At 63.3% G+C, this 24,089-nt stretch carries 21 protein-coding genes; 9 read left to right on the top strand and 12 right to left on the bottom strand.

Going from position 1 to position 24,089, the window contains the following annotated elements; translation table 11 throughout:
* Positions 1-85 precede the first annotated feature (85 nt).
* The 3 genes from ACFSNN_RS30090 to ACFSNN_RS30080 form a co-directional block, all read right to left on the bottom strand.
* A complete protein-coding gene (locus ACFSNN_RS30090) occupies positions 86-448 on the bottom strand; it encodes a translation initiation factor Sui1 (RefSeq protein ID WP_134464065.1) in 363 nt (120 codons plus the stop codon).
* 57 nt (positions 449-505) lie between these two features.
* Positions 506-1,687, bottom strand: coding sequence for a GGDEF domain-containing protein (locus ACFSNN_RS30085; protein ID WP_134464063.1), 1,182 nt, complete (start codon positions 1,685-1,687; stop codon positions 506-508).
* A 200-nt stretch (positions 1,688-1,887) separates the two neighbouring features.
* The gene (locus tag ACFSNN_RS30080; protein ID WP_134464061.1) at positions 1,888-3,405 is read right to left on the bottom strand and encodes a CoA-acylating methylmalonate-semialdehyde dehydrogenase; all 1,518 of its coding nucleotides are present in this window, start codon (positions 3,403-3,405) and stop codon (positions 1,888-1,890) included.
* A 350-nt stretch (positions 3,406-3,755) separates the two neighbouring features.
* Here ACFSNN_RS30080 and ACFSNN_RS30075 point away from each other — a divergent pair, with 350 nt between their 5' ends.
* The 8 genes from ACFSNN_RS30075 to ACFSNN_RS30040 all read left to right on the top strand — a co-directional run bounded on the left by ACFSNN_RS30075 (position 3,756) and on the right by ACFSNN_RS30040 (position 13,456).
* Positions 3,756-5,000, top strand: a complete 1,245-nt coding sequence (locus ACFSNN_RS30075; protein WP_134465604.1) for a cyanate transporter — start codon at positions 3,756-3,758, stop codon at positions 4,998-5,000.
* A 178-nt stretch (positions 5,001-5,178) separates the two neighbouring features.
* Positions 5,179-5,754 (top strand): ANTAR domain-containing response regulator, encoded by a 576-nt coding sequence (locus tag ACFSNN_RS30070; RefSeq protein WP_012427528.1) that lies wholly within the window; start codon positions 5,179-5,181, stop codon positions 5,752-5,754.
* Positions 5,755-5,764: 10 nt separating this feature from the next.
* The gene (locus ACFSNN_RS30065) at positions 5,765-6,916 is read left to right on the top strand and encodes a CmpA/NrtA family ABC transporter substrate-binding protein (protein WP_134464059.1); all 1,152 of its coding nucleotides are present in this window, start codon (positions 5,765-5,767) and stop codon (positions 6,914-6,916) included.
* A gap of 749 nt (positions 6,917-7,665) precedes the next feature.
* A complete protein-coding gene (locus ACFSNN_RS30060; RefSeq protein WP_134464057.1) occupies positions 7,666-8,754 on the top strand; it encodes an ABC transporter substrate-binding protein in 1,089 nt (362 codons plus the stop codon).
* Positions 8,755-8,853: 99 nt separating this feature from the next.
* On the top strand, positions 8,854-10,623 hold the full coding sequence (locus ACFSNN_RS30055; RefSeq protein WP_134464055.1) for an ABC transporter permease: 1,770 nt from the start codon (positions 8,854-8,856) through the stop codon (positions 10,621-10,623).
* Positions 10,616-11,683, top strand: a complete 1,068-nt coding sequence (locus tag ACFSNN_RS30050; protein WP_134464053.1) for an ABC transporter ATP-binding protein — start codon at positions 10,616-10,618, stop codon at positions 11,681-11,683. The genes ACFSNN_RS30055 and ACFSNN_RS30050 overlap by 8 nt, the downstream gene beginning before the upstream one ends.
* Positions 11,684-11,732: 49 nt before the next feature.
* Positions 11,733-12,818, top strand: a complete 1,086-nt coding sequence (locus ACFSNN_RS30045) for a porin (RefSeq protein WP_134464051.1) — start codon at positions 11,733-11,735, stop codon at positions 12,816-12,818.
* A gap of 464 nt (positions 12,819-13,282) precedes the next feature.
* Positions 13,283-13,456 (top strand): STY0301 family protein, encoded by a 174-nt coding sequence (locus ACFSNN_RS30040; protein WP_377767124.1) that lies wholly within the window; start codon positions 13,283-13,285, stop codon positions 13,454-13,456.
* A gap of 100 nt (positions 13,457-13,556) precedes the next feature.
* Here ACFSNN_RS30040 and rhaS read toward each other — a convergent pair whose 3' ends face one another.
* From rhaS to rhaM, 6 genes are all read right to left on the bottom strand, one after another.
* On the bottom strand, positions 13,557-14,564 hold the full coding sequence (gene rhaS, locus ACFSNN_RS30035) for a rhamnose ABC transporter substrate-binding protein (RefSeq protein WP_134464049.1): 1,008 nt from the start codon (positions 14,562-14,564) through the stop codon (positions 13,557-13,559).
* 93 nt (positions 14,565-14,657) lie between these two features.
* Positions 14,658-15,674: an ABC transporter permease gene (locus ACFSNN_RS30030; protein WP_134464047.1), complete on the bottom strand. Its 1,017-nt coding sequence runs from the start codon at positions 15,672-15,674 to the stop codon at positions 14,658-14,660.
* Positions 15,667-16,725, bottom strand: coding sequence for an ABC transporter permease (locus ACFSNN_RS30025; RefSeq protein WP_134464045.1), 1,059 nt, complete (start codon positions 16,723-16,725; stop codon positions 15,667-15,669). Before ACFSNN_RS30025 ends, ACFSNN_RS30030 begins: the two co-directional genes overlap by 8 nt.
* A complete protein-coding gene (locus ACFSNN_RS30020) occupies positions 16,722-18,251 on the bottom strand; it encodes a sugar ABC transporter ATP-binding protein (protein WP_134464043.1) in 1,530 nt (509 codons plus the stop codon). The genes ACFSNN_RS30025 and ACFSNN_RS30020 overlap by 4 nt, the downstream gene beginning before the upstream one ends.
* A gap of 17 nt (positions 18,252-18,268) precedes the next feature.
* Positions 18,269-19,162: an amidohydrolase family protein gene (locus tag ACFSNN_RS30015; RefSeq protein ID WP_134464041.1), complete on the bottom strand. Its 894-nt coding sequence runs from the start codon at positions 19,160-19,162 to the stop codon at positions 18,269-18,271.
* A gap of 67 nt (positions 19,163-19,229) precedes the next feature.
* Positions 19,230-19,553 carry an L-rhamnose mutarotase gene (gene rhaM, locus ACFSNN_RS30010; RefSeq protein WP_134464039.1) on the bottom strand — a complete coding sequence of 108 codons (324 nt, stop codon included), beginning with the start codon at positions 19,551-19,553 and terminating at the stop codon, positions 19,230-19,232.
* A 138-nt stretch (positions 19,554-19,691) separates the two neighbouring features.
* Between rhaM and ACFSNN_RS30005 the strand changes: the two genes are divergently transcribed.
* Positions 19,692-20,693, top strand: coding sequence for a LysR family transcriptional regulator (locus tag ACFSNN_RS30005; RefSeq protein ID WP_134464037.1), 1,002 nt, complete (start codon positions 19,692-19,694; stop codon positions 20,691-20,693).
* Positions 20,694-20,709: 16 nt separating this feature from the next.
* Here the strand turns inward: ACFSNN_RS30005 and ACFSNN_RS30000 are convergent, their stop codons facing one another.
* From ACFSNN_RS30000 to ACFSNN_RS29990, 3 genes are read right to left on the bottom strand one after another with little or no spacing between them, the layout of a single operon-like run.
* Positions 20,710-21,492: an SDR family NAD(P)-dependent oxidoreductase gene (locus ACFSNN_RS30000; protein ID WP_134464035.1), complete on the bottom strand. Its 783-nt coding sequence runs from the start codon at positions 21,490-21,492 to the stop codon at positions 20,710-20,712.
* A 45-nt stretch (positions 21,493-21,537) separates the two neighbouring features.
* The gene (rhmD, locus tag ACFSNN_RS29995) at positions 21,538-22,716 is read right to left on the bottom strand and encodes an L-rhamnonate dehydratase (protein WP_012427543.1); all 1,179 of its coding nucleotides are present in this window, start codon (positions 22,714-22,716) and stop codon (positions 21,538-21,540) included.
* A gap of 36 nt (positions 22,717-22,752) precedes the next feature.
* Positions 22,753-24,081, bottom strand: a complete 1,329-nt coding sequence (locus ACFSNN_RS29990; RefSeq protein ID WP_134464033.1) for an MFS transporter — start codon at positions 24,079-24,081, stop codon at positions 22,753-22,755.
* Positions 24,082-24,089 lie beyond the last annotated feature (8 nt).

Genomic DNA, 24,089 nt, shown 5'->3' with positions numbered 1-24,089 from the left:
TCAGGTCTGCGAACCGCGTTGGGTTCCAGCATGTGGCTGCGGGAACGAGCACTTAATCCGATCATCGATCAGAAAGTGGCTGAGCTCAACCCCCGGCCCGCTTCGCATCATAGCCAGCCTTCTTTAGCGCCTCGATCACCCGCTCGCAATGATCGCCCTGCACTTCGATCACGCCATCCTTGACGGTCCCGCCAGAACCGCAGGCCGTGCGCAACTGCTTGCCTAGCGAGGCCAAGGCAAGAGGATCGAGCGCGAGCCCCTTCACGAGCGTCACGCTTTTGCCGCCTCGGCCCTTGGTCTCCCGGGACACTCGCACCACGCCATCACCTGCCGCGCGTGTTTTGGCGACCGTCTTGCAGACACATTGCGTGAGCGCCCGGCTGCATTCGGGACACATTCGCCCGCCATCGGTGGAATAGACAAGGCCGCCTTTCGAACTACTTTTCATGATTGGCACACTCAAAGGCGCTTAAGTCGGGAAGCGCGACGAATCCAGGCAATGCCTTCAGCAGGTGGCCGTGCCGCCCACGGCGGTCCGCGCCAGTTCAAGCCGATTACCGCCAAGCGACTTCGCGCGGTATAACGCCTGGTCGGCGGCTGCCAGCAGGTCGGCGAGCGTGGGTGCTTCGCTTGCGGACTGCTGCGCGAGGCCTATGCTGACCGTCGCTCGTATGTCGACGTCGTTAATCCTGTGCAAGACGGTTCCCGCGAAACGTCGAACAATGGCATCGCCCACTTCCTCGGCACGCAGGCTGTCATGGCCAGGCAGCAAGGCAGCGAATTCTTCTCCGCCGATGCGCGCAAGCATCGCTTCGGGCCCCGCCACGCTGCGTGTAATTGCCGCGAACGACTTGAGAACCGCGTCTCCCGTCTCGTGACCGTATCGATCATTGATCCGCTTGAAATGATCGAGATCGAAGGCAAGAAGTGAAACGGGCCGCGATACGCCGGCTTCGCGCATGACGCGTACGCCCTCTTCGAAAAACCATCTGCGATTGCCAAGACCGGTCAGATAATCCGTTTGCGATTCCCGCAGCAGCCGGCCATGCGTTTCTTCGCGAATCAGCGTCAGCAGGGTCATCGGCAAAATTACCGAATACAGCACGCCTTCGTACATCGTGATTTTGCTGACGACGGACAGCAGACCTTGCCCATACAACGTCCCCAACCAGGGCAAGACGAATGCCCTGGCGGCATAGAAGAGCCCATGGCCGCCCGACACCATCACGGCGATGTGCCGCGACTTCAGCGATTTCATTCCGTCGCTTCGCAGCAGCTCACGCGACGTCAGGCAGGAAGCCACGGCGATTGGAATCGCGCTCACGTAGTTCCATAAGACGTCCTGCCAGCGCGCGCCGCACACGGCCCATGTCAGCGCCACCAGCACGAGCATGACCAGCGAAGCCGCGTCGTATTTCCGGCCATTCAGGAACGCAACGCCGCGCAGGATCAACAGATAGCCGCCGACAATCACGAAATTGCTCAAGCCCGAGCCCATCGCGCCGGGCAGGTCGCGACGAAACAAAGCGGCGGCACAGCCGATCGCGAGGGTCGCGTAACCGGCTGCCAGGACCCTTAATTCCCTGCTGCGGCGGGGATGAGTTCGATGCTCCCAGAGGGTCATCGCGCAACTGGCGAGGAGCGTTCCGACGACAAGGAGGTAGAGGGTAAGAAGATCGACATGCATCGCTGACTTGAGAGCTTTACGCCGGCATATCGCGGCGGCAGCGGCATTTTACGCTGAAAATCTTTACGGCATGACGATTGGCAGGGTTGAAGCCCGGCAACCGCTCTCTTCGGGCCCCGCTCGTCGCGCGGGCGACGTCGCACGTCGCCCGCGTGGGTTGTCAATGCAGTACGGAGAGGCGTCGCAACGCCCGGACCGGCTTAGTGCGCGACAGGCATCGCGAATTCCGCACCTTTGGCGATGCTGTCGGGCCAGCGCTGCATGATGCTCTTGTAATGCGTGTAAAACCGCACGGCCTCCTCACCGTATGCGTGATGATCGCCGAACAGCGAGCGCTTCCAGCCTCCGAACGAATGCCACGCCGGCGGCACCGGGCTCGGCACGTTGATGCCCACCATGCCGATCTGAATCTGCCGGGAGAATGCGCGCGCCGCGCCGCCGTCGGATGTAAAGAGCGATACGCAGTTCCCCAGTTCGTGCGCGTTGACGAGCGCAATCGCGCTCGCGAGATCCGGCACGCGGACCACCGAGAGGACCGGCCCGAAAATCTCTTCCCGATAGATGCTCATATCGGGCTTCACGTCGTCAAACAGCGAGCCGCCGAGAAAGAAGCCCTCTTCGTGGCCGGGCACGCTATGGCCGCGACCGTCGACGACAAGTCTCGCGCCCGCCGCCACGCCCGCATCGATATAGCCCAACACCTTGGCGCGATGCGCGGCGCTGATGAGCGGCCCCATGTCCAGATCCGGCTCCATGCCGCCGCCGATCCTGAGCGAACGCACGCGCGGCGCGAGACGCTCGATCAGTTCATCGCCGATACGCCCCACCGCCACCGCGACCGAGGTCGCCATGCAACGCTCACCGGCCGAGCCATACGACGACGCGATCAACGCATCCACTGCCTGATCGAGATCGGCATCGGGCATGACGACCAGATGGTTTTTCGCGCTGCCCAACGCCTGCACGCGCTTGCCGCGCTTGGCGCTTTCGCTGTAGATGTATTCCGCGACCGGCGTCGAGCCGACGACAGATATCGCGGCCACGTCGGGATGCTCGATCAGCGCGTCGACGACGGCCTTGCCGCCATGCACGACATTGAAGACGCCTTTGGGAAAGCCCGCCTCGATGAACAGCTCGGCCAGCCGGATCGATGCCGACGGCGTGCGCTCCGAGGGCTTGAGCACGAACGTGTTGCCGCATGCCGCTGCCATCACGAACATCCAGCACGGCACCACCATCGGGAAATTGAAGGGCGTGACGCCGGCCGCCACGCCGAGCGGCTGACGCAGATTCCAGTTGTCGATGCCGCCGCTGATCTGATCGGTGAAATCGGTCTTGAGCAGGTTCGGAATGCCACACGCGAATTCGACGATTTCGATACCGCGCACCACCTCGCCCTTCGCGTCCGAAAGCAGCTTGCCGTGATCGCGCGTGATGAGCTCGGCGAGTTCGTCCGAATGCGCTTCAAGCAGTTCCTTGAACTTGAACATCAAACGGGCGCGCTTGAGCGGCGCGGTTTCGCTCCAGGCCGGAAACGCGGCCTTCGCGGCGGCGACGGCCGCGTCGACTTCGGTTGCATTCGCGACCGGCACGCGAGCCGCCACCCGGCCTTGCGCCGGATCGAATACGTCGCCGAACCGCCCGCTCGCGCCAGTGGCGCGCCGGCCGTCGATAAAATGACTCAGCTCGCGCACAGCGGCCTGATTTCCTTCGCTCATGTCTGCTCCTATGGCGGGATGCGGGCGCTATTAGCGCCGCGTATCCCCGTGTCTTCGAATATGGGTTGTCCGGCCGCAATGCCGATCGCGCCGACCGCTCCGATAGACGCCAATGTAGGCGCATTGATTCGGATTTCGAACACCCTCGTCCGACAAACAGTCTTGCGTTGCAGGAACAAATCGATATTTAGCTGCAAGGCTCGATCCGCTGCCGTGAAGCTCGCGCTCGCGAAGCGCTTGCCGTTATACCGGGCATCACGAAAATGGTTAACCATTTTTGTTATTATGGTTGACCAAAACAGCGCCTCGCACGATTTTTCATGCTGCCATCGCTCTCCACCAGGACCATTGTGAATTCGCCCTCCCGCGCCAACCCGACCCGCACTCCCGCTCGCCACGCCACTGCGGCGCCAGGCTGGCAGGACGTCGTCTGGCTGGCGGCGATCGTCGTGATCGGCATCAATCTGCGTCCGCTGCTCACCTCGATCAGCCCCTTGATGACGACGATCCGCACCGCAACCGGCCTCAGCTTCTACGGCGCGTCGTTGCTGACCAGCCTGCCGGTCGTCGCGATGGGCGTCGGTGCGTTCGGCGCGGGTGCGCTGACTCGCACGATCGGCGAAACACGCGGTGTTGCGCTCGGCTTGCTGGCCATCGCGCTGGCCTGCGCGGCACGTTGGACGGCGTCGAGCGGTGCCGCACTGCTCGCCACGGCCTTGCTCGCGGGCGTGGGCGTCGCGGCAATCCAGGCGCTGCTGCCCGTCGTGATGAAGCAGCGCTTTCATGCGCGCGTGCCGCTCGCGATGGGCGTGTTCTCCGCGTCCATGATGGGCGGCGGCGGCTTGGGCGCGAGTTTGAGTCCGTGGGTGAGTCGCGCGGCGCAGTCATGGCATGCTGGGCTCGCGGTGTGGGCGCTTCCGGCTTGCGTCGCGCTGCTCTGCTGGTGGGCGCTGAACCGGCTGTCCTCATCGAACGGCGCCGCCGCCCACGCTGCGTCCACGAATGCAGACACTCTTTCGCTCTGGCGCACGCGGCGTGCATGGACACTCGGCCTCTTCTTCGGCATCGTCAACGGCGGCTATACGAGTCTCGTCGCATGGCTGCCGGCGTTCTATCAGCAGCGCGGCATGGGCGTCGCGGCCAGCGGTTCGCTGCTGGCAGGCATGACGGTGTTCCAGGCCGCCGCGGCCCTGTTGCTGCCGCTCGCCGCCGCGTCGTTCCGCGATCGCCGGCCGTGGCTCACGCTCGGCCTCGCCGCGCAACTGGCCGGTCTGCTCGGCTTGACCGTCTGGCCCGACGCCGCGCCCCTGCTGTGGGTCGGTGTGGCAGGCGCGGGACTGGGCGGGACTTTCTCGGTGACGCTCGTGACCGCCATGGATCATTCGGCCGACCATCGTGTGGCCGGCAAGCTGGTCGCGTTCACCCAGGGCGTCGGCTTCATCGTGGCGGCTATTGCGCCGGTCGTGGCCGGCGTCGTGCGCGGTTGGAGCGGGAGTTTCGGCGTCGCGTGGATCATGCTGGCCGGCTGCGTCGTCGCGATGATCGCGGTCGGCTTGCTGTTCTCGCCCCGCAGTTACGGCGAATGGCGCCGATGAAGTGAGCGGCGCCATCATGCGCCGCTTCGGTGCATCGGCCCGGCGTGCCCCGCGCAGGTGCAGCCGCGGCTGTCCGTGCAGCCGCTAAGTCCGTGATTGCTTTCGCTTCGCCGTCGCATGCATCGGCTGGCATAACCGTTGCTTCATGGTTAGCTAGCCGTCGATAAAACCCCACTCCATGCTGCGCGTTCTCCTCGTAACCGACACCGATAAGCCCATCGGCGACCTCCGCGACGCCCTTGCCCGCCTCGGCTACGAGATGCTGGCGAGCACAGCCACGCCGCAAGCGCTGCATCGCGTGGTGCAGAGCGAGCGGCCGGACGTCATCATCATCGATACGGAATCGCCGTCGCGCGACACGCTCGAACAGCTTGCCGTGATGAACGCCACCGCGCCGCGTCCGGTGCTGATGTTCAGCCACGACGCCAACCAGCAATTGATTCGCGACGCCGTCGGCGCGGGCGTCACGGCCTATCTCGTCGAAGGTCTCGCGACCGAGCGTCTCGCGCCGATCCTCGAAGTCGCGCTCGCGCGTTTCGCACAGGAATCGCAGTTGCGCGAACGTCTCGCGCAAGTCGAGAACGAACTCGCCGAGCGCAAGCTGATCGACCGGGCCAAACGCATCCTGATGGATCAGCAGAAAATCACCGAACACGCCGCCTACGCCAACCTGCGCAAACGCGCGATGAACCAGGGCGTCAAACTCGCCGAGGTCGCGCGCGCCATCGTCGCGGCGGCTGACTCGCTCAAATGAAGCGCCGTCCATGAACTCTCCTACTTCACTCGCCGCCACGTCCGCCTCGGGGCAACTCGAGAAGACGCATTTGCGGCTCGGTTTCGTGGCGCTTTCGGACGCCGCGCCGCTCGTCGCCGCCAAGCTGCTCGAATTCGGCCATGCGCACGGCCTCACGCTGGAGCTGTCGCGTCAGCCGTCGTGGGCCGCCGTGCGCGACAAACTGCTGTCGGGCGATCTGGATGCGGCCCATGCGCTCTACGGACTCGTCTACGGCGTGCAACTCGGCCTGGGCGGGCCACAAACGGAGATGGCCGTGCTGATGGTGCTCAACCGCAACGGCCAGGCCATCACGCTGTCGAACCGTCTCGCCGATGCGCTCGCCGAACACGGCACGCTACCCACGGCACTCGCGACGCTCGGCCGCAAACCGGTCTTCGCGCAAACCTTCCCGACCGGCACGCACGCGATGTGGCTGTACTACTGGCTCGCGTCGCAAGGCGTGGATCCGTTGCGCGAGATCGAGAGCGTGGCGATTCCGCCGCCGCAAATGGTCGCGGCGCTCGCCGAAGACAGACTCGACGGCCTGTGTGTCGGCGAGCCCTGGAACGCGCAGGCCGAAGCGCTCGGCGTCGGCAGAACGATCGCTTATACGAGCGACGTGTGGCCGGATCATCCCGACAAAGTGCTGGCGTGCCGGCGCGATTTTGTCAGCGCGAATCCGAATGCCGCGCGCGCGCTCGTGCAAACTATGCTCGAAGCATGCCGCTGGCTCGACGGCGCGGGACATCGCGAAGAAATCGCGCATTGGCTCGCGCGGCCCGAGTATGTCGGCATCGATGAAACGTTGATTGCGGCGCGTCTGGGCGACCAGATTGCCGCTTCCGCGCCGGGCGGTCTGCCCATGCGTTTCTTCGACAATGGCGCGGTGAACTACCCGCATGCGTTCGAAGGCGCGTGGTTTCTCACGCAGTTCGAACGCTGGGGCATGATCGACGCGCGAGCGGACTATGCGGACATTGCCGCGCGGATCAACCAGACGCAGTTGTATCGCGAGGCGGCCGTCGCTGTGAACGTGGCTGTGCCGGAACATGGCGTTTCTCGGGTTTTGATCGACGGCGAAACGTGGGGCGACAATATCTCACCCACTTCTTACGCACAGCGCTTTTCGATTCACCGCTGAGCGGCTGAGTGGTTGATTAACGCCGCATGGCGTTATCGGTCAGATCGCCGCCCCGTTCCGCTAGTAGATCGATCTGGCCCGTCACTTCCACAGGCACGTCCTGCCCAAAAGCGGGATTGATGCCGTGCGAGCATGTCACCCGCAATCAGTCGAGCGTCATGCTTCGCGCGACCTTATGAAGCGGCACAGCCGCCTGCTCGAGTGTATAGCCTCGGTCCTCACCGAGCCGCAATAGCAAGAGCCACCGCCGCACGCTACACCCCGTCTGCTGTAAAGCGCGATTCAGCCGCCCTAAATGCCCCCTCTCTGGCGATCGTTAGTCACCCTATCTTTTGCGAAATTGATATCTCCGTGGCTGCGACGTAGCAGCGCACGCGCGCGCGCATCCGGTTCCGTGAGCGAGAATGGCTTGGCGAAAACAGTCGCCGGCACCGGGATCGAGACCGCGCACGCGCTCTACCGCCGAGACGTGCGCGTTGAGCATCAGCACGTCGCACTGCATTGCGACGAACCTGAAAACGGCGCAGCACTTCCAGTCCCGTCGAGCAAGGACAAGCCGGGACAAACCGATGCCGAGAATCACCAGCGCGCAGCCCTGAGTGCGCGACCCGCGGCCGGAGGATCCGCGCTCGTGCATGCAGTCAACGGCAAGTGTCTCGCCGGTCAGCGCAACCGACGAACAAGCGGACGTGATCGGACTGTCTTCATTCGCCTACATAAAACCAACACCAACTTATCTGGAGGACGACGTGCAAACTATCTTCAAGGCCCTGACTGTCGCTGTCGCATTCGCAGCAAATTCGGCGTGGGCGGCCATTCCATCAGGCTACCCCGGCGACTACCAGGCTACGATCGACGGCGCGAAAAAGGAAGGCAAGCTGATCGTCTATTCGGTCACGGACACCGCGCTGGTACGTCCACTCATCAAGGATTTCGAAAGCCTCTACGGCGTCGAAGTCGAATACAACGACATGAACACCACCGAGCTGTACAACCGCTACATCAGCGAAAACGCGGCCGGCAGCATTAGCGCCGATGTGCTGTGGAGCTCGGCCATGGACCTGCAGATCAAGCTCGTCAACGACGGCCTGATGACCACATACGAATCCCCCGAAGCCAGGCAGCTGCCGCAGTGGGCGCAGTACCAGAAGCAGGCGTACGGCACCACGTACGAGCCGCTCGCGATCGTCTACAACAAACGCCTCATGCCGGCTAACGAGGTGCCGCAAACGCGCGCCGATCTGATCAAACTGCTGCAAGCCAAACCCGACAGGTTCAAGGGCCGCGTCACCACCTACGACATCGAAAAGTCCGGCGTCGGCTTCAACTATCTGACCCAGGACGCACGCGTCAACCCGCAGGTCACGTGGGATCTGGTCAAGGCCATGGGCGCCACCGGCCCGAAGCTGCAATCGAGCACGGGCGCGATGATGGAGCGCATCTCCTCGGGCGAGAACCTGATCGGCTACAACATTCTCGGCTCGTATGCGCTGATCAAGGCGAAGAAAGATCCGTCGATCGGCTATGTCTACCCGAAGGATTACACGCTGGTCGCGAGCCGGCTCGTGACGATTTCGAAGAAAGCACGAAGCCCGAACGCCGCGAAGCTATGGGTCGACTACCTGCTCTCGCGACGCGGCCAGACGTTGCTGGTGAATCAGGCGAACCTGTTCTCGATTCGCGCCGACGTGGAAGGCGAAACGTCGATGGCGGGCCTCACGAAGCAACTCGGCAACTCGCTTAAACCAGTCCCTATCGGCGCGGACCTGCTGGTCTATCTCGATCAGTCCAAGCGCCTCGAATTCCTCAAACAGTGGCAACAGTCGATCAGGCGCTAGCCGTTCGCGTCTGACACCCAGGCGGCCGCACTGACACGCGCGGCGGCCCTTCTTTCCAGACCTGTCGATATGCGGCCAGCGTGCCGCAGGGGAACCCTCATGCCTTCCACTAGCGCAACCGGACACCGCGCCGCGCTATCGCACGCGGCAAACGGCCGCTCCGGCGAAGCGATACCGCGCGGCGCACTTCAGCCGTTCATGGGGCTGCTGCGCTGGCTCGTCATCGCCGTTCTAACAGTGGCGGTGGCGCTGCCGCTCGGCTTCATCGTGTTGCAGAGCGTGCTGAACGCGCCGTTCTTCGACGCGAAACGCAGCTTCGGCCTCACCGGTTTCGAATTCATTTTCAGCGACCCGGACTTCTGGTCCGCACTGAAAAACTCGTTTGTCATTGCAGCCGGAATGCTCTTCATCTCGATTCCGCTCGGCGGCATTCTCGCGTTCCTGATGGTGCGCACCGACCTGCCCGGCCGTCGCTGGCTCGAACCGCTGCTGCTCACGCCGGTGTTCGTCTCGCCGATGGTGCTCGCCTTCGGCTACGTCGTCGCGGCCGGACCGGTCGGCTTCTATTCGGTCTGGTGGATGGAGCTGTTCGGCGCCGCCGAAGCGCCGTGGACCGTCTACTCGGTGTTCGCCATCACGGTGATCGTCGGTCTCACGCATGTGCCGCACGTGTACCTGTATTCGTCGGCGGCGCTGCGCAATCTCGGCTCTGACGTCGAAGAAGCAGCGCGTGTCGCCGGCGCGCGGCCGTTTCGCGTAGCGCTCGACGTCAGCCTGCCGATGACGCTGCCCGCGCTGCTGTTCGCCGGCGTGCTGGTGTTCTTCCTCGGTTTCGAAGTGTTCGGCCTGCCGCTCGTGCTCGGCGATCCCGAAGGGCACCTCGTGCTGGCCACGTATCTCTACAAGCTCACCAACAAGCTCGGCGTGCCTTCGTATCACCTGATGGCCGCGGTCGCGATGTGCATCGTCGCGATCACCTTCCCGCTCGTACTGCTGCAACGGCGGCTCCTGAAGAGCGCGAACCGCTTCGCCACGGTCAAGGGCAAGGCGGGACGTCAGACCGTGCTGCCGCTCGGCGCGTGGCGCTGGGTCGCGCTCGCGATCGTCGCGTTGTGGCTGCTGCTGACGGTCTTCGTGCCGATCTCCGGCATCACGTTGCGCGCGTTCGTCACCCACTGGGGGCAAGGCGTGCCTCTCGCCGAAGTGCTCACGCTCGCCAACTTCACCGAACTATTCGAGCAGGACAACCTGGTGCGCGCCATTCTGAACACGCTCGGCATCGGCGTGATCGGTGGTGCGCTCGCTGTCGGCTTCTATTCGCTCGTTGCGTTTGCAGGCCATCGCCGGAACGACTGGGCCACACGTCTGCTCGATTACCTCGTGCTGCTACCGCGCGCGGTGCCGGGGTTGCTCGCCGGTCTCGCGTTCCTGTGGATCTTTCTTTTCGTACCGGGACTGAAGGAACTGAAGAACTCCATGTGGAGCATCTGGATCGCGTACACGGTCGTGTGGCTCGCGTACGGCATGCGTCTGATTCAGAGCGCGCTGCTGCAGGTCGGCCCCGAACTCGAAGAAGCGGGACGCAGCGTCGGCGGCACACGTGCACGCGTGAGTCTCGACGTGACGCTGCCGCTCGTGCGCTTCGGCTTGCTCGCGGCGTGGCTGCTGATCTTCATGATCTTCGAGCGCGAGTACTCGACCGGCGTCTATCTGCTCTCGCCCGGCACCGAAGTGATCGGCGCGCTGCTGGTGTCGTTGTGGGCGACCGGCGCGGTCGATCAGGTCGCGGCGCTTTCTGTCATCAACATCGCGATGGTCGGCGCCGGACTCGGCGTCGCGCTGCGCTTCGGAGTGAAATTGCATGGATAAGCTCAAGGTCGACAACCTCTTTCTCAGCTATGGCGACAACCCGATTCTCAAAGGCGTGTCGTTCGAGCTGATTCCCGGCGAAGTGGTGTGTCTGCTGGGCGCGTCGGGCAGCGGCAAGACCACGCTGCTGCGCGCGGTGGCCGGTCTCGAACAGCCGTCGGCGGGGCGCATCGAACTGGACGGCAAGGCGTTTTTCGACGTCGCCGCGCGTGTCGATCTGCCGGTCGAGCAGCGTTCGCTCGGGCTCGTGTTCCAGTCGTATGCACTGTGGCCGCATCGCACGGTGGCCGAGAATGTCGGCTATGGATTGAAGCTGCGGCGCGTCTCAACCGTCGAGCAGAAAAAGCGTGTGCAGGCCGCGCTCGATCAGCTCGGCCTCGGCCACCTTGCCGCGCGTTATCCGTATCAGCTCTCCGGAGGCCAGCAGCAGCGTGTTGCGATTGCGCGGGCGCTCGTCTACAACCCGCCGGTGATTCTGCTCGACGAACCGCTCTCCAATCTCGACGCCAAGCTGCGCGAAGAAGCGCGCGCGTGGCTGCGCGAGCTGATCGTGTCATTGGGCCTCTCGGCGTTGTGCGTGACGCACGACCAGACCGAAGCGATGGCCATGTCTGACCGCATCCTGTTGCTGCGCAACGGCCGCATCGAACAGGAAGGCACGCCCGCCGATCTGTATGGCGCGCCGCGCTCGCTTTATACCGCCGAATTCATGGGCAGCAACAACCGCATCGACGCGCGCGTGGCCGCCATCGACGGCGAACGCGTGACGCTTGCCGGCGTCGGCTGGCAACTCCAGGCGCAAGCGCGCGAAGCGCTCACCGCCGGTCAACACGCGCATGCCGTGATTCGCCTCGAACGCGTGCAGGTCGCCGACGGTCCCGGCGCGAACCGGCTCGAAGCCGAACTTGTCACGTCGATGTATCTGGGCGATCGCTGGGAGTACCTGTTCCATTGCGGCGAGTTGCGCCTGCGCGCGTTCGGGCATGTGCCCCGCGCAGCGGGCCGGCACTGGATCGAATTCCCCGCCAACGATTGCTGGGCCTTTGCTCAGGCGAGTTGACAGCAACAGCGCCCTTACCGGCAAAAAAACCAATTACGGGAGACGGCTCATGAAGTCGAACATGAAGAAGGTCACTTTGAGCTTCACCTGCGCCGGACTTTCCGGACTTGCAGCCGGCGTGCAGGCGCAATCGAGCGTGACCATGTACGGCATTATGGATGCGGGGGTCGAGTACGTGAACCATGCGAACGGCGCGGGCCGCGAAGGCGACGCTGTCCGTCTGGTGTCTGGCGGCAGGAACATCTCGCGCTGGGGTTTACGGGGTGTCGAGGATCTCGGCGGCGGCATGAAGGCGGTGTTCCAGCTGGAAAGCGGCATCAACATCGCCAACGGAAGATTCGACGACGGCCCTGACTCGATCTTCGCCCGCCGCGCTTTTATCGGTCTGAAAAACCGCTATGGGCAACTCACGCTCGGCCGCAATTTCACGACCACCTTCGACTACATGCTGCCGTTCGACCCGATGGGTTATGCGCCGAACTACTCGTGGGGCGTCTCATCGACAGCGGCAGCCGGCCGGCGCGACCTGATCTTCGTGCGTTCGGCCAACGCCGTGCGTTACGACGGCACGTACTCCGGATTAAAGTTCGGGGCGCTATACGGCTTCGGCAATGTGCCCGGCAGCATGAAGACAGGCTCGAAGTACAACGTCGGTCTCGGCTACGAGCAGGGTCCGTTTGCGGCGGTCGCGACGTTTGACCGGCAGAATGGCGCGAGCGACAGCGTCACACCCGCCGACATTACCGATTACATCCAGGGCGTTCATGCAGGTGTGAGCTATGACTTCGGCGCCGTGAAGGCGATGGCGGGCTATCGGACCTATCAACGCACGTTCCGCACCCAACAGCAAACGCAGCGCAGCAGCACGTACTGGATCGGAGCTCAATACGAGGTGACACCCGTCGTGACGCTGTCCGGCGCGGTCTACCATCAGGATGTCACGAATAGCGACGGCGGCGATCCGACGCTGTTCTCGGTGCGCGGGCAGTATGCCCTGTCGAAACACACCGTGCTGTATTTGTCGGGCGCCTATGCGATGACCGGGCATGGAAAGCTGGTCAGCGTGTCGCGTGACCAGGCTGGCGCGTCGGATACGCAGGTGGGTGTCACCGTGGGTGTTCAGCAGCGCTTCTGAGGTTTTCTGCTCGCCGGAATGCGAACTGCGCTAATGTCCTGCGCGCTCCGTGTATGGTCGACAAGCTGTCGCGGCCGTTCTTGATGCAACACGCCTGACGCTATGTTTCCGACCTCTGCCATGTGCAAAGCGGAATGTTCCCCAATCAAATACGGCCAATGTGATGTTACGTTTGATCCGTTCACAGCATCCGCCGTGACCGTGGGTTCACACAGGGAGGTGTGGATTCATGTCCAAACCACGTGAATGAGAAAGGTTAGAGAATGTCTCACCTGGCAAGACTGAAAACAAACGACGGAGATCAACTCCATGTGGTCGAGTAAAACGCTTTGTGCGCTCTTCTACGCATTGGCAAGCGGCGCCGCGGTGGCAGCGCCGGTCGCCTGTCCGGTTAGCGTGCTCGATTCCGGCGTGCGGCACGCCCTGAACAACGCGGCTTTGTACGATGTGGTCCGCCGGACCAGATGGCGAGTCTTGTACCCGTACGCGCTGGCCGCGTGGATCGCTGGGACATCGACCAGATCGACCCCTATCTCGTCTGCAAATACAAAGGCACCGCAAAGACCATCACGCTTCACGCGAAAAACGTGAGTGAGTGTGCAGCAGGCATGACGCCGTTCAGGGCGCATTGCAAATAAAAAGCACGAGGCGCGTGAGCCGTGCATCGGCCGCGCGCCTCGTGCTTCATGCCCTGGCGATCACGTCAGCCGCGCGACCTCCGCGCGGCAGCATCGTCGCTCAGAAATTGAAGTTGTCGATATTGCTCGAATCGAACGTGGTCGGCGGTCCGAGAATGATTTCGCCTTGCGGCCCAATGGTGCGTTTGCCGAGCTTGCCGGCGTCGAACGACTCGCCTTCCTTGCCGCTGATCGTGCCCGACGCCAACGCCGCCGCGGCATACGCGGCCAGGTAGCCGAGTTGACCCGGATCCCACAACTGGAATGCCTTCACGGTGCCGTTCTTCACGAACGCGCGCATCTGGTTCGGCGTGCCGAGTCCGGTCACCGCCACCTTGCCTTTGCTCGACGAAGTCGAGATATAACGCGCCGCAGCCGCAATACCCACCGTGGTCGGCGCGACGATCGCCTTCAGATTCGGATACGCCTGCAACAGGCCCTGCGTTTCCGTGAACGACTTCTGATCGTCGTCGTTACCGTAGGCGATCTTCACGAGTTTGATCTTGGAATACTCGGGCTTTTTCAGCTCCTCCTGCATCCACTTGATCCAGGTGTTCTGATTGGTTGCGTTAGGCGTGGCCGACAGCACGGCGAACTCGCCTTCGCCGCCCATCAGCTTCGCGACCAGTTGCACCTGACCACGGCCGATGCCTTCCGCGTTCGCCTGGTTGACGAACAGTTGACGGCCCTCGGGCGCCGTGTCCGAGTCGAACGTCACCACCTTGATGCCTTGCGACATCGCTTTCTTCAGATACGGCACAACCGCATTGGCGTCGTTGGCGGCGATCACAATCGCGTCCTGCCGCTGCGTGATCAGCGTATTGATGTATTGCACCTGCGACGAAGCACCCGCGTCCGACGGTCCCACCGCCTTGCCCACGCCCTTGAACTCCTTGATCGCGGCCATGCCGCCGTCGTCGGCGATCACTTCGTAGGGGTTGTTGATCTGCTTGGGCACGAATGCGATTTTCAGCCCGCTTTTCAGGTCGGCGGCGGATGCGGCGCAACTGATCGCGAGCAACGCGACGCACAGCGCCGCGGTGCCAGTGTGACGTAGAGGTTTGAACATAGAGTGTCTCCTGCCTTGTTGTTGGACGTGGTGTTGTCCGGGTTATCGATTGTTGGACTTTCTGTTCGAGAGACGCAGGCCTTGCAAAAAACATTAGAGGGAAGAAGCGGACTTCGCGATGAAACGCCGGTCGCGCGCCGCGCGCCAGCGCGCCACCAGATTCGGTATCAGCACCGACGCCAGCAGCAGCACGCCGGTGACGATGGTGAGCGTTTCGCTGGACACGTCGTCGAGCGTGAGCGCATTTTTCAGCACCCCGATAATGAGCAGCGAGAGCAGCACGCCGATCATCGAGCCGCGTCCGCCAAAAATACTCACGCCGCCGAACAGCACCGCCGCGATCACCGACAGTTCGAAACCTTCGCCGTTGTCGCCGCGCGCGCTGGTGAAGCGCAGCGTATAGACGACGCCCGCCAGCGCGCTCATCGCGCCGGACAGCACGAACAGGCGCAAGCGGATCTTCGCCACTTCGATACCGGAGAACGCCGCGGCGGTCGGATTCGCGCCGATCGCGTAGAGACTGCGGCCGAACGCCGTGGATTGCAGCAGCACAGTGAACACAATCGCGCCGACGATCACGATGACAAACGGCAACGGTATGAAACTCCCGCCCAGCGTGTCCATGCCGAACGCCGTGTAAGCCGCCGGAAAATCCGCCACGGCCTGGTCGCCGAGCAATACGTAGGCGAGGCCGCGAAACAGCGCCAGCGTGCCGATCGTGACCGCGAGCGAAGGCAGATTGAGCTTGACGATCACGAGGCCGTTCAGCAAGCCGGCCAACGCGCCGGCCACCAGCACCAGCACGATCACGAGCGGCATCGGCAAGCCCATATGCCACAGCACGCCCATCAACGCGCTGGATGCGCCGAGCACCGACGCCACCGACAGATCGATTTCGGCGGCGACGATGATCAGCGTCATCGGCAGCGCCATCAACGCGATTTCGGTCAGATCGGCAAGTACGTTGCTCAGATTCGCGCCGGTCAGAAACACCGGCGACAACAAGCGTCCGAGTGCGAGCGAGAGAATCAGCACGATCACCAGCAGCACTTCCCATTGCAGCGGCGTTTCGCGTTTGCGCGTGAGCAGCGCGGAATCGGGTTTAGCCATGATCGCGTTTCCTCATCATGCGTTTGGCGACGGAGCGGGCCAGCAAGGTATCCGCGGTAATCGCGGCGACGATCAGCGCGCCTTCGATAGCCTGTTCCCAGAACGGCGACACGTGCAGCACCACCAGCGCGATGCTGATCACGCCGAGCACGAGCGCGCCGAGCGTGGCGCCGAGTATCGTGCCGACACCACCGGTAATCGCCACGCTGCCCACCACGGCGGCAGCTACGACCTGTAACTCGATGCCCTTCGCGGTGCTCGCATCCACGGTGCCGAAGCGGGCCAGCCACAACGCACCGGCAAAACCGGCAATCGCACCGGACAACAGGAAACCCGCCATCACGCGACGTTCGACGTTCACGCCGGCGAGACGCGCCGCCTCCGGATTCGAGCCGATCGCGTAGTGTTCGCGGCCGCCGCGAAACTGCTTGAGATAGACTGCGAGACCGATCAGCACGACGACCGCGATCAGCGCCAGCGTCGGGATGCCGAGCAAGGTGCCGGTGGCTAGACGCGAAAACGCATCGGGCAAACTGGTCGCGTTGATCTGCCCGCCGTGCACCCACGCGTAGTCCGCGCCGCGAAAAATGTACAGCGTGGAGAGCGTGGCGACGAGCGATGGAACGCGCCCCACCGCAACGAGCAGCGCGTTGATGGTGCCCGCCACGAGACCGATAGCGAGCCCCGCAGCCAACGCGACGATCACCGGCATATGCGGAAACGCGACATACAGACTGCCGACCGCATACGCGCTGATGCCGACCGTCGAGCCGACTGAAAGATCGATGTGGCGCATCAGGATCACCACCGTCATGCCGGCCGTCAGCAAGCTGATAATCGACACATTCAGCAGTACATCGCGCAGATTCTGCAGATTCAGGAACTGCGGCTTGGCGAGCCCCGTGCCCACGATCAGCAGAACCAGCACGACGAAGAGCGTCGTCTCGCGGCTCTTCGCGATGCTCGCCGCAAAACCGCCCTGCGAACTCGCCGCTCGCTTCGCGACCGGCGCCTGCACCGGCGCGGGATGAGTGGAGGAATGGCGCATCATGCGGCGTGCCCCAGCGGTGGCATGGGTTGGCCTAGCGCGGCGCCCATGATGCGTTCTTCGTCGGCGTCGGCGCGCGTTATATCTGCGCTGATACGCCCCTCGTGCATCACCAGCACGCGGTCGGCCATGCCGAGCACTTCCGGCAATTCGCTCGAAATCATCAGCACCGCCATGCCGTCGCGCACCAGTTCGGCGAGCGCGCTATACACCTCGGCCTTGGCGCCGACGTCGATGCCGCGCGTGGGTTCGTCGATGATCAATACTTTGGGTCCGGTGGCGAGCCATTTGCCGAGCACGACCTTCTGCTGATTGCCGCCCGACAACGTGCCGACCGGCGCGTTGGGATCGCCCGCTTTCAGACGCAGGCGCGTGCCCCATTGATTCGCGAGCTGTGTCTCGCTGCGCGTGGAGATGAGCCCGTGTTTGACGAGCCGGCCGAGCACCGTCATCGACGCATTGCGCGCAATGCTCAATTCCAGCGCGAGCCCTTGCTGCCGACGATCCTCCGGCACCAGTGCGAGCCCGGCGCGCACGGCGGCCGCGGGCCGCCCCGCGGTGAGACGTTTGCCGGCGATCCAGATTTCACCTGAGTCGAGCGGATCGATGCCGAAGATCGCCCGCGCGACTTCACTGCGCCCCGCGCCGACCAGTCCGGCGAGCGCAACGATTTCGCCTGCGTGGACGTCGAACGAAATGTCCTTGAAAACACCGACGCGCGTAAGGCCGCGTACCGACAACCGCACTTCGCCGGGCGGCCGTTCGGCCTTGGGATAGAACGTCTCCAGATCGCGGCCGACCATTTTGCCCACGATCGAATCGGTGTTGAGATCGGCGGTCAAACCGTCGAAAACTTTCGCGCCGTCGCGCATGATCGTGACGCGTTGTGTCAGCGCGAATACTTCGTCGAGACGGTGCGTAATAAACAGGATCGCCACGTCACGCTCGCGCAGTTTGCGCACGATGGTAAAGAGCCGCTCCACTTCCGGCAGCGACAACGCCGCGGTCGGTTCGTCCATGATCAGCACGTTCGCGTTCAGCGACAACGCCTTGGCAATTTCGATCACCTGCTGATCGGCAATCGACAAACCGCGCACCAGTTGATCGGCGCGCAGATCGACACCGAGCGACGCCAGCAAGCCGTCCACTTCGCGGCGCATCGCGTCGTACTGAATCCGGCCGATGCGGTCCACAGGTTGCCGTCCCATGAAGATGTTCTCCGCGATCGACAGATCGAAGAACAGCGTCGGTTCCTGATAGATGACCGCTAGCCCGGCGTCGCGTGCCTCGGCGGGCGTCGCGAAGCGGCGCGCCTCGCCGTCCACCAGCAATTCGCCGGTGTCCGGCTGATGCACGCCCGCCAGAATCTTCACGACCGTCGATTTGCCCGCGCCGTTTTCGCCGAGCAAGGCATGCACTTCGCCGGGCCAGAGCGCGAGATCGCCGTCGGATAGCGCGCGAACCCGTCCGAATGATTTACTCGCATGCCGTAATTCGAGCCTTGGCACAGCGGATGTGGGTTGCTGCACTGCGTGTCTCCTTCTTTCTAAATTCGGTAGCAACGTTCCGCGTTGCGGCAAAACAATGCTTCTTTTTCAGCGACGCTCGCGCCCTCGACAATCGCCGCATACGCATGCCACAAATCCGCGTAAGAGCCGAACAGCCGGTCGACCGGAAAGTTCGACGCGAACATTGCGCGCTCGACACCGAACGTGTCGATCGTTTCGAGCAAGTAAGGCCGCAGGCTTTCCACAGTCCACCGATGATCGAACATCGCGAGTCCGCTGATTTTTACGGCGACATTCGGGCAATCCGCGAGTAAGCGCATGCCTTCGCGCCATGCGCGATAGCCGGCCACGCTGCTGCGGTCGACGAACATGCCCGCGTGATTGATCACGAACTGCGTGTCGTCATGTTCGCGCGCCAGCGCTGCCGCCTCTTCCATCTGTGACGGATACAGTTGCAGATCGAACGACATGCCGTAACGGCGCAGCAATGCAAAATGCTCGCGCCACTGCGGCTCGCGCATGAAATGACGGCCGACGTAATCGAACAGCTTGTTCTCGTGCACGTTCAGAATCTGCCGTATTCCACGCGTGCTGGCGAACGACGCATGCGCTTCGAGCACGGCCGGCGCATTCGGTGCGGACAGATCCACGGCGGCGACGATCGCGTTCGGCATGCCGCGCGATTCCTTGCGATCAGCAATCGACTGCAGCCAGCGCGTTTCTTCGACCGGATCGGCGGGATCGTGATTCGCCTCCACGTGCACGAGTTTCAGCACGTCGATGTCGCCCGCTTCGCGCAACAGGTCGTCGAGCAGGTAGTCGTGTTTCAGATCGCGCGCGTCGCCCACGAACGACACGCCCGGGTTTTCCAGCCACGGATAGCGATGCGTCTTCAGATCCCACAAGTGAATATGCGAATCGACCACCTGCATGCGACATCCTCCGTCCGGTGATAATCGTTTCGAGGTTTGAGAGCCAGTCGGATCGAATCGACTCAATTCAACTCAGCGAGTTCAAATGAAAGACCGGTTCGAGCGGCTGCTGCACCGGCGTGTGGTCCGGGGCCGTGTGCATGATGTCGGCCATGTAGTCCCACCATTTGCGCATCACGTCGAGTTGCGGCAGTTCGTCCATGGTGTGATGGCTGTTGCGCGTGAGGATGGCGAACAGATGATTCGAGTCGGGATCGAAGAAAATCCGGTAGTCGCGCACACCGGCGTTGTGCAACGCGTCAACCAGCTCGGGCCAGATTTGCGCATGACGTCTTTCGTATTCCTCGCGCATGCCGGGGTTGAGCACCATCCGGAAAGCGATTGTCTCCATTGCGGCCTATCTCCCGTCGTATCCGGGCGCTTTTCCAGCGAACGTGGAAGCGTCTGATGCGACTATAATTCCTGCGTCGATAGCATCTCAATCCGTAGTTGGGATTGGGCGATCCACAAACCGAATCGCACCCGCCCCATGAGCCAACACTCAGCCACCGTCGCACTCGTCAATCGGCTCAAGTTCAAGCACCTCGCGCTGCTCGTCGCGCTCGACGACGCGCGCAATCTCCATCAGGCCGCCGAGGCCGTCAACGTGGCCCAGCCGAGCGCGAGCCGCATGCTCGGCGATATCGAAGAAGCGTTCGGCTTCCTGCTGTTCGAGCGCAACGCGCGCGGCATGACGCCCACGCCGCTCGGCGTCGTCACGCTGGCTTACGCGCGGCGCGCGCTCGCCGAGCTGACCCGTTTCGCCGAAGACCTCGACGTGAAGCGCCGCGGCGGTCATGGGCAATTGACGGTCGGCGCGATCATGGGCGCCGCGCCCGATCTGCTGGCCATGGCGGTCGCCGCGCTGAAGACCGAGAGCCCGCTGCTGAACGTGCGCATTCTCGGCGAAACCAGTGACCAGGTCGTGCAATTGCTGCATCGCCGCGAAGTCGACCTCGCGCTCGGGCGACTGACAAGCCCCCTGCAACACAACGATTTCAGTTTCGAACCGCTCGCGCGCGAGACCTTGTTGCTGGTGGTGCGCTCGGTGCATCCGCTTGCGCAGCGCGCGCGCCTTAGCTTGCGTGAACTGATCGACTGGCCGTGGGTGGCGCAACCCGTCACTAGTCCGGCGCGCGTGCTGTTCGAAGAGGAACTCGCGCGTGCCGGACTCGCCACGCCGGTGAATCTGACCGAATGCGCGTCGATCTTCGCCACGCTGCAATTGCTCGAGAATTACGATGCGGTGGCGATGCTGCCCGAGTCGGTGGTGCGCGATCATTTGCGCGGCAAACTGCTCGTCGCGTTGCCGCTCGAAATCGGCAAGTCGCTCTCCGGCTTCGGCATTCTCACGCGCAAGGAAGAACCACTCGCCGAACCGGCATTGCGTTTCATCGACCTGTTGCGCGGTTTCTCGCGCAAGCTCAAGCGCGACGACACCACCGCGGCCGCTGCCGACTCCGTGGTCGCGTCTTCGGCTCCGGTGAACTGACATCGGCATCGGCGCGTTACTGCAGGTTGACGAAGAGACCACCGTCCACCAGCAACGCCGCGCCCGTCACATAGCGCGCGCGGTCGGAAGCGAGGAATGTCACACAATCGGCGACATCTTCCGGACGGCCAAGCCTGCCGAGCGGAATGCGCTTTTCAAAGTAGGCTTTTTTCGCTTCGTCGGCGAGGTCTTCCGCATTCAGGTCGGTGGCGATGGTGCCCGGCATCACCGAGTTGCAGCGAATGCCGTACGGTCCCAACGCCACGGCGCAGGATTGCATCAGCGAATGCACGCCGGCCTTGGTCGGCGTGTAATGCGTTTGCATGCCGCCGCCCACTAGCGCGCTGATCGAACTCGTCGCCACGATCGCGCCGCCCGTGCCTTGCAACTTCATCTGTTGCGCGGCGGCTTGCGTAACGTAGAACGCGCCGTTCAGATTGACCGCCACCGTCGACTCCAGCACTTCCGGCGGCATATCGAGAAACGCATGGAACGGGCAGATACCGGCGTTGCTGGCGAGCACGTCGACTTTGCCGAAAGCTTCGACCGTATGGCGCACTAACTCCTGACCGGTTTCGCGCGCGGCGACATTGCCTTCGATCGCAATCGCGCGCCGCCCCAGCGCCTCGATTTCGGCGACCACTTCCGCGACGGAGGAGCGGCGTCCATACGACGCGTCGTTATCGCCCCAGTAGTTGATCGCCACGTCCGCGCCTTCGGCGGCGCACGCAACCGCTATCGCGCGGCCGATGCCACGCGAGCCGCCGGTGACGATTACGGCCTTGTCCTTGAGCAGCACGTCATTCTCCTTTGATGTTTCTACCTTGCGGCGGATTACGCGCAATCACCGCGGATAAGGCCGCACCAACGCGCATTCCGGATTCAGCCGCACGCCGAAACCCGGCGTGTCCGGCACCTTCATGCGCCCATTCACCGGCACCGGTTCGTCGAGCAGCAGCGGTGTGAACATCGGCACGACTTCGTCGGCCTTGGGCGCCATCATCAGAAACTCGGCGAACGGCGAGTTGTGCCGCGTGACCACGAAGTGATAGCTATACACCGACGAACCGTGCGGCACCACCATCACATTGTGCGCATCGGCGAGCGCGGAGATCTTGATCAATTCGGTAATGCCGCCGCACCAGCCGACATCCGGTTGAATCAGATCGCAGCATTGCATTTCCAGCAGCATACGAAAGCCCCAGCGCGTCGCTTCGTGTTCGCCGGTCGACACCATCATGCCGCGCGGCACGTTGCGGCGCAGTTCGGCGTAACCCCAGTAGTCGTCGGGCGGCAGGCATTCTTCGATCCATTTCAGGCCGTATTCGTGCGCGGCTTGCGCAAGCCGCGTTGCGTACGGCACGTCGAGACTCATCCAGCAGTCGTACATCAGCCAGAAGTCGTCGCCGACGCGGCTGCGCATGTCCGCGAGCTTCTCCAGATTCTGCTTGAGGCCCGCTTCGCCTTCGGCCGGACCATGCTGCAACGGCAGTTTGCCGCCGATGAAACCCATTTCCTTCGCCAGATCGGGCCGCGCGCCGGTTGCATAGAACACGAGTTCGTCGCGCACCGGACCTCCCAATAGCTGGTACACCGGCTCCTTGCGCACTTTCGCGAGCAGATCCCACAACGCGAGGTCGACGCCCGAGATCGTATTCAGCACCACGCCCTTGCGGCCGTAGTACAAAGTCGAGAAGTACATCTGATCCCACATCTTCTCGATGTCGGTCACGAGTTGGCCTTCGAGAAAACGCGCGAGATGTTTCTCGACGATGAACGCGCCGATCTCGCCGCCCGTCGTCACCGCGAAACCGACGGTGCCGTCGCTTGCTTCGATCTCCACCACGAGCGTGCCCAGCACGTTGATACCGAACGACTGGCGGCTCTGACGATACTCTGGATAACGCGCCATCGGCGTGGAGATGTGATCGTCGATCCAGTGTCCGCCGGGTTGGTCGTGATAATCCGCACCGCCGCCGCGGACGATGAAGGCACGCACGTGCCGGATGGTAGGCATGGCCATGAATGGAGCTCCGTTATGAGTGCGTCGAGCGAGCGCCTAGCGGGCGCGATGCAGTAAGGTTTCGAAAGTTGCGCGCGACTTGGCGGGATCGCGGCGTAAGAGCGTGCCGATCAGCAGCGCGGCAAGCAGACTCGACACGCCCAGCACGACGAGTCCCGCCGAGGTCGACGCAAACGCGTGTTCCGCCGCGGTGCGCAGACTCGGCGCAATGAAGCCGCCGAGTCCGCCGAGCGAATTGATCAACGCGATGCCGCCCGCCGCGGCGGCGCCTGTGAGATACCGCGTGGGGAAGGTCCAGAAGAGCGGCTGCGCCGCGATGAAACCGCTCGCCGCGCAACACAGCGCGAGCAGGCCGAACAGCGGGCTATGCACGAGTCCCGACACGCCAATGCCGAGTCCGGCGACGATCAGCAACACCACCGCCCAGCGCCGATGCTCACCCGTGCGATCCGCACGGCGCGGCACATACCAGGTCACGGCCAACGCGCACAGCCACGGCAACGCGGCGACGAGTCCGACACGCAAGCCGACCGTCGTGCCGAGGAATGCGGCCACTTGCTGCGGCAGATAAAAGATCACGCCGTACACGCTCATCTGGATCAGCAGATAGATTGCCGACAGCAGCAACACGCGACGGTCCACCAGCGCCGCGAGAATGCGATGCGGACCGTGAGCGGACGCGAGCAGCGCGTCTTCGTCGAGAGCCGCGCGCAGGCTGGCGCGCTCTTGCGGCTCGAGCCAACGCGCGTCTTCGGGACGATTGTCGAGATACCAGAAGGCCCACACGCCCACCGCCGAAGCCAGCGCGCCCTCCACCAGAAAGAGCCATTGCCAGCCGGTCAGGCCGAGTGCACCGTGCAATTCGAGGAGCGAGCCCGACAATGGACTGCCGAAAATAAACGCCAGCGGCGCGCCGAAATAGAAGACACCCACCGCGCGCGCTCGGGCCGACTGCGGAAACCAGTGCGTGAGGTAATAGATCACGCCGGGAAAGAAACCCGCCTCGGCGACGCCGAGCAGAAACCGCAGCGAATAGAAAGCCGTGGGCGTATGAGCGAGGCACATCGCTGCCGACACGAGCCCCCATGTCACCATGATCCGGCACATCCATACACGCGCGCCGACCCGATGCAGCAGCAGATTGCTCGGGACTTCGAATAATGCATAGCCGATGAAGAACACGCCCGCACCGAACGCAAAAGCCGCGTTCGACAGGCCGGTATCGTGCTGCAAGGCCTTTTGCGCGAAACCGATATTGGCGCGATCGAGAAACGCCAGCACGTACATCAGCAGCAGAAACGGCAGCAGCCGTCGCATCACCTTGCTGTTGATCGCCTCGAGTGAAACGGGCGCATGCGCTTCCATGTCGTCTC

Origin of the sequence: Paraburkholderia dipogonis (genome assembly GCF_042680985.1) — a bacterium.
In the GTDB taxonomy this organism is placed as follows: domain Bacteria; phylum Pseudomonadota; class Gammaproteobacteria; order Burkholderiales; family Burkholderiaceae; genus Paraburkholderia; species Paraburkholderia phytofirmans.
Note: the sequence above shows the minus strand (reverse complement) of the source record. Positions and strands in the feature narration are given on the sequence as shown.